This is a genomic window from Pelorhabdus sp. sgz311002 (assembly GCF_056134285.1).
The window spans coordinates 22,066-32,819 of sequence record NZ_JBWBCL010000019.1; the positions used below are offsets into that span (position 1 = coordinate 22,066).

Below are 10,754 nucleotides of genomic sequence, written 5' to 3' on the forward strand. Positions count from 1 at the left end.
AAAACTATATAGAATAAACAGAAAACAACTCTCGTTCATGCTATAATTTTCATGAATGGGAGTTGTTTTTATCTATTGCGGTAAGAATGGGAATGGAGCGCTAAAGATATGCCAAGCATTGGTATTGTTACTAAGAGTCGTCAGTTTTCCCTCGGAATTTTTTTGCGAGACAATCTTCGCGAAGTTTTGGGAGATACTGTAAAAATTCATAATTACTATGTGGACGAATTGCAGAGTGGCCAATGGATTCTAGATGATGTTGTTCTGACTATGAGCAGCTCTAATCAAGCGGATACATATCCCTTTGTTCGAGATAAGCAAAAAGTCAGTGTCGTGAGGCGGACTATTCAGGCCCGCGATGTCTATCGACTTTTCGCCATTCCGCCCCATACGGAAGTGCTTGTTGTCAATGACCATGCGGAAACAACACGACAAACCGTTGCTTTATTGTATCAACTGAATGTAAAGCATCTAGATTTTATTCCCTACGATCCCGGGCAGAATTATGAACAGATTCATTTTGCCGTTACTCCGGGAGAAAGTCGTCTCGTACCTAACTATATCGCGGAAATTATTGATTTTGGCAATCGTCTTATTGATACCTCCACTTTTATTGATATTTTTGACAGGCTGTTAATTTCTGATCCTGAAGTGACGCGCCGCTTGTTGGCTTATGCCGAAGGAATTGTTGCTTTGGATAATGGCGTAAATAAGCGGTTTCGCGATCTGTTTGTCAAAAATACCGAGCTAGATACGGTGATCAATTTATCCCATGAGGGCATTTTGGTTGTCAATAAGCAGCGAGAAATTACGCTGTCTAATCAAGCCTTGTTAAGAATCCTTGATTTTCCTCAGGATTTAGCTGGGCGCGATTTAGCCGCAGTGTTTGATGGGGAACTTTTTACGTTGTTATGCCGGGATAGCCAAGCAGACCAAGTTACTTCCTATCGGGGAAAATCCCTTGTTATTACTCGTAAAGCCATGAAATATTGTGGCGAAGTAATTGGCGTCTGTTATGTGTTTCAAGAGATCACTCATATTAAGCGGTTGGAGGAAACGTTAGGCAGGCAGTTGTTCAAGAAAGGTCTTACTGCGAAATATTGCTTTACTGATATTTTTACGCATTCGCCAGCTATGCAAGAGTGTATTGCCCGAGCTAGAAAATTTGCTGCTTCTGATTTAACAGTGTTGATTACCGGTGATACGGGGACAGGCAAAGAACTTTTAGCGCAGTCGATTCATCAGGCATCGCAACGAGCGAAATATCCTTTTTTGGCCATCAATTGCGCCGCTGTGCCGGAAAATCTACTGGAAAGCGAATTGTTTGGCTATGTAGGCGGCGCATTTACAGGAGCTATGAAAGAAGGAAAAGCCGGTTTATTTGAACAGGCAAACAATGGAACCATCTTTCTCGATGAAATTGGCGATATGCCTTATGCGCTGCAGGTACGACTGCTGCGAGTATTGCAGGAGAAGCAGATCATGCGTCTGGGGTCTAGCAAAGTCTTGGATATTAATGTGCGCATTATTGCGGCGACCAACCAGGAGTTATCGCAGCATATCCAAGATCGGCAGTTTCGCAAAGATTTATATTATCGATTAAATGTGCTGCCGTTAAAAGTGCCGGCATTATATGAACGAAAAGAAGATATATTACCGCTGTTAACCTATTTTCTGGCGGAAGAGCATCAGCAAAACAAATCCTTTGATAGTGCTTGCTCCGAGGTGCTTTTAGCCTATAGTTGGCCGGGAAATATTCGGGAATTGCAAAATACAGCCGCTTTTCTGACCTTTGCGGCAGGAAACGTGATTACTCTGGCTGATTTGCCTCATCATATTATGGATCAGCTTTATGAGTTTACGGCAGAATACGATACATTATCAACCAAATGCAGTTGGCCCAAAGTCGTGGCATTACTCAAGGGCTTTGAAGCTATGGGGATACAAAAAGGCGGTGTTGGTCGAGGACGGTTGGCGGCATGGTTAACGCAGAATAGTGCGGGAGTCAGCGAAACGGAAATTCGGCAGATTCTCCTATGGTTGAATCGTTTGGGAATCGCTCGTTCTGGTGTGGGGCGAAGTGGAACGAATCTGACAGCAAAGGGAGACTTGTTTGTAAATTGGCTAAAAAATAGGGTGGAAAAGCAACCTGTTTAACCTGTTTTTGCCAATGCACGATCAGTTGTTGTGAAAAATCACTGCTGTTTCAGCCGAAGTGCTGGCTTTTTACTAGAACGGTCTTGTTGGCATGGATCATGCATCTATTTAAGAGGTAAGCAAATACCTGGAGGTGCATGATGAGTAAGAAGAGGATTGTGGGAATACTTCCGAATATTTTGTTTGACCGTGAGGGTGCTTTTCCAGGCATGGAGCGGGTCTATGTGAATTCGGCTTATGTCCGGGCCGTTGAAGCGGCTGGCGCTGTTCCGCTCTTGTTACCGGTGGTAGCTGACGAGGCGGCGATTCAGCGTCAACTGGACTGTGTCGATGGTTTGCTGTTAAGCGGCGGTTATGATGTAGATCCCTTGTATTATGGCGAAGAACCCATTCCAGAGCTAGGCCTAACTTTACCTGAGATGGATCGTCATCAACTTGCGGCGGCACGGCTCTGTCGTGACATGAACAAACCTATGCTGGGAATTTGCCGGGGGCTTCAGATCATGAATGTCGCTTTCGGTGGTACGCTGTATCAAGATATTTATAAAGAACAAGCGAGTGGTAAAAAGCCTGCTAGTTTGGAGCATGTGCAGAAAGGGCAGCGGCGGGCTCTTTCCCATACAGTAGATATTGCGCCGAATACTCGTCTAGCCGCTGTTTTAGGGGAAGGCGCTGTTCTGACTAATAGTTTTCATCATCAGGCTGTCAAAGATATAGCGCCGGGATTTGTTGTTAATGCGGCAAGTCGCGATGGTTTGATTGAAGGGTTGGAACTGCCTGGCGCTGTTTTTACTGTCGGCGTGCAATGGCATCCAGAAGACCTGTGTCCCCATTATGAAAACATGGCAAGACTTTTTGCCGCTTTTGTGGCGGCCTGCGACTCGATTAAGCCAGGAGGCGAGGCATAATGAAAACGCCAGCGAATAAATTGGGTTTTTGGAGTATTGTTTTGCTTGGCATTAATGGCGTTATTGGATCAGGGATCTTTTTGCTTCCCGGCAAGGCTATGGAACTTGTCGGACCTGGCAGTATTTTTGTCTATCTGTTTATGACTGTCATTATTATGTCGATTGCGTTGTGTTTTGCAGAATGCGCCGGTAAATTCAGCCGCTATGGTGCAGCTTATGTATATGCTCGCGAGGCCTTCGGCGGCTTTGTCGGGTTTGAAGTGGGGCTAATGAGCTGGGCCATACGGGTTATCGCCTGGGCGGTTATGGCTGTTGGCTTTGCAACGGCGCTCAGCGCAGTCTGGCCGCCTGCGTTAGAAGAACCGAATAAAACAATCATTGTTTTAGCGATTCTCATCGGGTTGAGTATCATTAATATCTTAGGTGTAAAGATGGCGGAATTTGTAAATAATGTGGCTACGGTTGGGAAATTAATTCCGTTGTTATTATTTGTGGCTATCGGTATTTTTTATATTCATGGCGAGAATTTTACACCCATGTTTCCCAAGGGCTTAGAAGTGGATTCCTTCGGAGCGGCGGCTCTGCTCATCTTTTATGCCTTTACTGGTTTTGAGGCTATGGCCGTAGCGGCGGAAGATATGGATAATCCTCGCCGCAATCTGCCTATTGCCATGATGGTAGTTATGGTGGGCTGTTCGGCCATTTATTTTCTCGTGCAGGCAGTCGCTGTCGGAACACTGGGACCGGCGCTTGCCAAAAGTACGGCGCCCATCGCTGATTCCGCCAAGGTTTTTCTGGGCGAGCAGGGAAAATGGCTAGTGACGATTGGTACTTTGATTTCAATTGGCGGAATCAACATTGCAGCTTCTTTTAGCAGTCCGCGCAGTGGTGTTGCTTTGGCTGAAGACGGGCTTCTGCCCAAAAAGCTCACGGAGAATGGTCGCTTTGGCACGCCAGTATGGGCGATTCTTGTGAATTTGTTACTGACTATACCGATTGCTTTATCGGGTTCGTTTGTTCAGCTTGCTGCGATTAGTGTCGTTTCCCGCTTTGCCCAGTATTTGCCGACCTGCTTAGCCGTGTTGGTGCTGCGGAAAAAACGTCCCGATTTGGTCAGTTCCTTTAAAGTACCTTTTGGGCCTGTCATTCCGATTTTTGCTACTTTGATTAGCATTTGGTTGTTGACGAAAGCCACAGCAGTTCAGCTGGAATGGGGCTTTGGCGCTTTAATTTTGATTACGCCGCTGTATTTCGTGCTGAAATTATTTGGCAAAACGGGCAAGAATTAAAGTAACTTAAAAACCTTATTGTTACAATAAGGTTTTTTTCTAGAAATTAGGACAAAGGATTCGGTTGTAAGTTAAAATAGAAAGGAAGGCTATGTTTGATATAAGGAGTTAGTATTCTCATGAAAAAGTACTATACGATTGGGGAAACTGCTAAACTATTGGGCGTTACGGCGCAGACGCTGCGGCATTATGAGAAAATCGGCATTCTTGAACCGCGCTACATATCGGAAAAGAACGGCTATCGCTATTATGAGTTCAATCAGTTCCATATTATTGACCGGATTAAGTATTTGCAGTATTTAGGATTGTCCTTAACTGAGATTGGCAATATCGTAAAAAAAGGCACAGTCGATGGACTTTTGCCAGCGTTAGAGCAAGAGTGGCAAGAGGCGAACCGGGAATTAGAAGTGATTCGCACCCGGATTAAAGATGTGGAATGGTATATTGACTATTTCACGTATCTCAGTAAAATGGATGCTTCGAAAGCGCTGTATCGCATGCACATGGAAAAGCGTCATTTGATTTATGTACCCTGTTACGATGATGATGAATTAGCCGACATGGAAATTCGTTTGGCGAAGGCGCGTAGCCGCAAAGAACTTCATCACTTGTCGTATCGCCGCCAATATGGCTATGAGTTAACACCCAATAGTTTGTTTCAGAGAAAATTTGATCCTAAAACATACTTTATTTACTTGAAGGATCGGCCTTCCTTCTTTACTCCTTACTATAAAGAACTGCCAGCCGGAGAGTATCTCTGTTTTCGCACGAAATTGTTGCAGCAGAAATGGGATACGACGCTGTTACAGAAATACTTTGACTTTTTGCCAAGGCCAACGACGATTCTGGCCTTGGAATTTGAAAATAATTTAGTGGAATATATGAATGCGGATTATGAAGTGCAAATTCTGCTAGAGTAAAATCTGTGGGAATAAAGACTTTTTCCATCAATGTAACTGGTAATATTGAGCAGATCAATGAACGAAACATACTGAGAAGATGCCTATTCTGTAAGTCTACAGGATAGGCATCTTTTTTTATATCTTCTGTGATTAAAGATTATTCGGTTTTATCTGAAAATTCCTCTTGACCTATTGGTAACAACAAGGTTTATTCTTTACCGTACAAACCAATCTACATTTTGAGAGGAGATTTTTGGCGATGCCGCAAGAGTTAACGAGAGAGACCCATATTTTATATGCTGGAAGTGAATCGAAGCTTCCAATTGAGCACCCGGAAACACCGCCGATCTATCATTCTACTGCTAACATTATTCGTGATATGGATGATTACGATTTTGCCAGTACGGGCGGTAAATATTATTATTCCCGGACGGCCAATCCGAATCGGGACGGTGTGGCGGAAGCGATTTCTTATTTGGAAAAAGGCGAACAATCTTTAGTCTGTGCGTCAGGAATGGCGGCTATTTCCACGGCAATATTATCGCTGATTCAAGCAGGCGATCATATTATTGCAAGTCGTTCAATTTATGGCGAAACAATCGAGCTATTTGATCGTATTTTAATGAAACTGGGCGTTGAGGTTACTTATAGCGATTTTACGGATATCGCCAGTGTTCGTGCCGCTATAAAACCGAATACGAAAATGCTCTATACCGAGATTATTGCGAATCCGCTCATTGAGGTTATCGATATTGACGCGATTGCCGAATTAGCTCATAGCATTGACGCATTAGTGCTGGTAGACAGTACCTTTACTACGCCGCTGGCCATTCGCCCACTAGAACACGGCGCCGATATTGTGATTCATAGTCTGACGAAATATTTTGGCGGCCATAGTGATATTACCGGCGGCTCCATTACAGGTAGCGCTAAATTAATTAAGAAGATTTACGGGGACTTTTTGCTGCTAGGCGGCTGTTTAGATCCGAATAGTGCTTGGCTGATGCTGCGCAGTATTCGCACGATGGAAATGCGTGTAACCAAGCAGTTTGAGAATGCGAAAAAAATTGCTGAAGCTCTGCAAGCCGATCCTCATGTACGCTATGTAAATTACCCAACCTTAGCCAATCATCCACAGCGTGACTTAGCGGCCAGATTGATGCCGAATGGCTGTGGCGCTATGCTGAGCTTCCGTGTAGAAGATGACCGCGCCAAAGTGAATGCTTTTATGCATAAATTGAATGTGGTAAAATATTTGGGAACTTTAGGCGGTTATCGTACGACTATTGCCCATCCAGCTACGGCTTTCCGCAATGAATTTACGCCAGCCCAACTAAAAGAAATGGGTATGGAAGAAGGCTTAATTCGTATTTCTGCCGGAGCGGAAGCCATCGATGATTTGATTGCTGATTTTAAACAGGCCTTGACCGTTTTTGAGAAAGTGTAAAAAGAGGAGCGTGCTGTATGTTCAAAAATATTAACCTGCCAATTGCGCTGTTGGCTGTAGGCTTACTTGTCGCTATGGTGATTCCTATGGCGATGAATCCTGATGGAAGCGCCGCCTTTATTAACATCTTTTATTCCGTTATGACGCTAAACTTGCCTTGGTTATTTATGCTGATTGCTTTTTTAAGTGCTGTATTTGCTGCGTTTATTATGTTCTCTAAATATGGCGACATCCGCTTAGGCGGTGTTGATGCAAAACCTCATTATTCGTTTTTTACTTGGGCGGCCATGAATATGTGTTCAGCCGCTGGTGCGGGAATTTTGATTTTTGGCATGGTAGAGTGGATGTATTATGTTAAAACGCCTCCCTTTGGCGTAGAGCCCATGTCAATACAGGCTTATGAATATGCTTCAGCTTACGGCATGTTTCATTGGGGCTTTTCCGCCTGGGCGATTTATTTGCCTGTTTCCTTAGCATTAGGTTATATCTTCTGGAATAAACAAGTAGACTCTTTAAACTTGTCTGATTTGTGTAAGAGTGTTTTAAAAGGAGACAGCCTGCCAGTACGCATTACAAGGACTTGTATTGATAGTGTTGTTGCATTTGGTTATATTGGCGGACTTGTTTGTACGGTTGGTTTAGGAACTTCGATTTTAGCAGAACTTGCCGGACATTTGCTGAATATGACAGTGACTTTTGAACTGCGCATTGCGGTCATTCTTGTGTTCTGTTTGTTCTTTATCTTGTCAACGTCCAAGAGCATTGCCAAAGGAATTGGCATTATCAGTGATTTTAATGTCAAACTAGCAATTGGGTTTTTCCTGTTTGTTTTCTTGGTGGGGCCGAAATCGTTTATATTGAACAATTTTGTCATGGCGATTGGTACGAATATTCGCGAGTTTGTCCATATGAGCTTTAATACGGATTCCATTGCGCAAACTGGTTTTATTCAAGAGTGGACAGTATTCTATTGGGCTTGGTATGTGGGCTGTACCATTTCTGATGGGTTATGGCTGGCCCGTGTTTCTTACGGTCGTACCTTCCGCGAAATTGCGATTGTACGGTGTATTTGGACGTCCTTAGCTTGTTGGGTAGCTTTTGCCGTACTTGGCAACTATGGTATGAATCTCGAATTGACTGGAACGCTTAATTTATCGCAGATCGTTGCGGAAAATGGCAATAATGCCGCTGTATTAGCTGTTTTAAAAACTCTGCCATTCTCGGGCCTGGCGATTGCTGTCTATATGGCGGTAGTGTTTATTACTTTGGCTTGTGGCGCTACGGCCGCTTCGACCGTTGTATCTATTTTAACTTCGAAAAACTTGAAAAATGATGAAGAGCCGAATAAATGGTACAAAGTATTCTGGGCATTTCTCGTGTTGCTGCTGCCTGTAAGTATTTTGTTCCTAGAGCATATGGTGCCAGGGCTCAATGTATTAAAAACGATTCAGTCGGTAACTTCCGTCTTCGCATTGCCGATGCTGCTCGTTATTGCCTTACTGCTCGTGACCTTCTATAAAATCTTAAAACAGGATATTGCTAATAAGTGTATTCCTGTCGATAAAAATAAACTGTTTAAGTGGAATTAAGTAAGAAAACTTATATTTTAGCAGAGGAGCGGATCTAGTATTATGGCAAGAAAAATGAAAACAATGGACGGCAATACAGCCGCCGCCCATATCTCTTATGCATTTACTGATGTAGCGGCAATCTTTCCGATTACGCCGTCATCCAACATGGCTGAAAGCGTCGATGAATGGGTTGCACAAGGCCGTAAGAATATTTTCGGACAGACTGTAGAAGTCGTAGAAATGCAGTCAGAAGGCGGCGCTGCCGGTGCTGTGCACGGTTCCTTGCAGTCTGGTGCGTTAACAACGACCTATACGGCTTCGCAAGGGCTCTTGCTCATGATTCCGAACATGTACAAAATTGCTGGTGAACTTTTACCTGGCGTCTTTCATGTAAGCGCCCGCGTGATTGGCGCTAATGCGATCAGCATTTTCGGCGATCACTCTGATGTGATGGCGACAAGACAGACTGGCTTTGCCTTGCTTGCTGAAAGCAGTGTACAGCAAGTTATGGATTTGGCGGCAGTCGCCCATTTAGCAGCCATTAAAGGCCGCGTTCCCTTTCTCAATTTCTTTGACGGGTTCAGAACGTCGCATGAAATTCAAAAGATTGAAGTGCTCGAATATGATGAACTGGAAAAACTCGTCGATATGGATGCCGTTCAAGCGTTCCGTCGCCGTGGTCTAAACCCGGATCATCCGGTTCTGCGCGGTACCGTACAAAACTCCGACATTCACTTCCAGCAGCGCGAAGTCACGAACCGTTACTATGACGCTTTGCCAGAAATCGTGGAAGAATACATGCAAGAAATTACGAAGCTTACCGGTCGTGAATATCACCTCTTTAACTATCATGGCGCGCCGGATGCCGAACGTCTGATCATTGCCATGGGTTCCATGTGCGAAGCCATTGAAGAAGTGGTGGATCATTTAAATGAGCAAGGCGAAAAAGTGGGTTTGTTGACGGTTCATTTATATCGTCCTTTCTCCATCTCGCATTTCTTCAAATACATTCCGAAGACGGTCAAGAAAATCGCTGTTCTCGACCGGACGAAAGAAATGGGCTCCTTGGCCGAACCGCTTTATCTTGATGTAAAATCGGCTTTCTATACGAGCGACTGGCACCCCGTCATCGTCGGCGGACGCTGCGGCGTCGGCGGTAAAGACGTCATTCCAAGCCACATTGAAGCCGTTTTTGCGAACCTCAAAGCGGATGCACCGAAAGACGGTTTTACGGTGGGGATCATTGACGATGTGAATCACACGTCACTGCCTTTTGGCCAAGATATTGATACGACGCCAGTGGGTACGAAAGCTTGTAAGTTCTGGGGTCTTGGTTCTGACGGCACCGTCGGCGCCAATAAGAGCGCCATTAAAATCATTGGCGATCATACAGACTTGTATGCTCAGGCCTATTTTGCCTATGACTCGAAAAAATCCGGCGGCGTAACGATCTCTCATTTACGCTTTGGCAAACAGCCAATCAAAGCGCCGTATCTTATCAATAAAGCGGACTTTATCGCTTGCCATAACCAATCCTATGTGGATAAATACAATGTCTTAGAAGGCCTGAAATCCGGCGGTAATTTCCTCCTCAACTGTAGTTGGAATGCCGAAGAACTGGATGCCTATCTGCCAGCAGCGATGAAACGTTATATCGCGGAGAAACAGATTCAATTCTATACAATTGATGCCGTGAAAATTGCCCAAGAAATCGGTCTTGGCGGACGCATCAATATGATCATGCAGGCAGCCTTCTTTAAAATTGCTGATGTCATTCCCGTGGAAGCGGCAGCGAATTATTTAAAAGAAGCCGTCGTAAAATCTTACGGCAAAAAAGGCGAAAAAGTTGTGTCGATGAATCAGGCGGCGATTGATCGTGGTGTCACTTCTTGCGTGAAAGTAGACGTTCCGGCAGCTTGGGCCCAGGCCGAAAGCACGGAAGCGGTAACAGCCCAAGTTCCTGACTTTATTAAAAACATCCTTGTTCCAGTGAATCGTCAAGATGGCGACAAAGTACCAGTCAGCGCTTTCTTGCCGGTAGAAGACGGCACCTATCCTGTCGGTACGGCAGCTTATGAAAAACGCGGCATTGCCATTAACGTACCAGAGTGGCAGGCTGACAAATGTATTCAATGTAACCAGTGCGCCTATGTATGTCCTCATGCGGCCATTCGCCCGATCCTTGTGAGTGAAAGCGAAGTGGCGGCAGCTCCGGCCGGCTTTGTTGTAAAACCAGCTGTTGGCGCCAAAGACTTGTCCTTTAGAATGGCTGTTTCCACCCTCGACTGTACCGGCTGCGGCAACTGTGCGCAGGTTTGCCCGGCCAAAGAAAAAGCGCTCATTATGCAGCCGCTGGCTACGCAGACAGAGCAGGAAGCTTTGTGGGATTATGCCATGAAGGTATCGCCGAAAGCGAACCCCATGAAGAAAGAAACGATCAAAGGCAGTCAGTTTGAACAACCGCTGCTCGAATTCTCTGG

General features: G+C 44.9%; 7 protein-coding genes. All 7 read left to right on the top strand.

Features of this window, described 5'->3' with window-relative positions; all coding sequences use genetic code 11:
* The first annotated feature begins 108 nt into the window (after window positions 1-108).
* On the top strand, window positions 109-2,157 hold the full coding sequence (locus AC0NJP_RS18180; RefSeq protein WP_474700697.1) for a sigma-54 interaction domain-containing protein: 2,049 nt from the start codon (window positions 109-111) through the stop codon (window positions 2,155-2,157).
* A 140-nt stretch (window positions 2,158-2,297) separates the two neighbouring features.
* Window positions 2,298-3,065, top strand: coding sequence for a gamma-glutamyl-gamma-aminobutyrate hydrolase family protein (locus AC0NJP_RS18185; protein WP_474700699.1), 768 nt, complete (start codon window positions 2,298-2,300; stop codon window positions 3,063-3,065).
* Entirely contained in the window at window positions 3,065-4,354 is a 1,290-nt protein-coding gene (locus AC0NJP_RS18190; protein ID WP_474700700.1) for an APC family permease, read from the top strand. The genes AC0NJP_RS18185 and AC0NJP_RS18190 overlap by 1 nt, the downstream gene beginning before the upstream one ends.
* Before the next feature lie 119 nt (window positions 4,355-4,473).
* Window positions 4,474-5,274: a MerR family transcriptional regulator gene (locus AC0NJP_RS18195; RefSeq protein ID WP_474041013.1), complete on the top strand. Its 801-nt coding sequence runs from the start codon at window positions 4,474-4,476 to the stop codon at window positions 5,272-5,274.
* Between the two features lie 241 nt (window positions 5,275-5,515).
* Entirely contained in the window at window positions 5,516-6,703 is a 1,188-nt protein-coding gene (locus tag AC0NJP_RS18200; RefSeq protein WP_474700701.1) for a trans-sulfuration enzyme family protein, read from the top strand.
* A 17-nt stretch (window positions 6,704-6,720) separates the two neighbouring features.
* Window positions 6,721-8,292, top strand: coding sequence for a BCCT family transporter (locus AC0NJP_RS18205; RefSeq protein WP_474041015.1), 1,572 nt, complete (start codon window positions 6,721-6,723; stop codon window positions 8,290-8,292).
* 42 nt (window positions 8,293-8,334) lie between these two features.
* The coding region (gene nifJ, locus AC0NJP_RS18210; RefSeq protein ID WP_474700702.1) for a pyruvate:ferredoxin (flavodoxin) oxidoreductase at window positions 8,335-10,754 on the top strand (2,420 nt) is incomplete at its 3' end.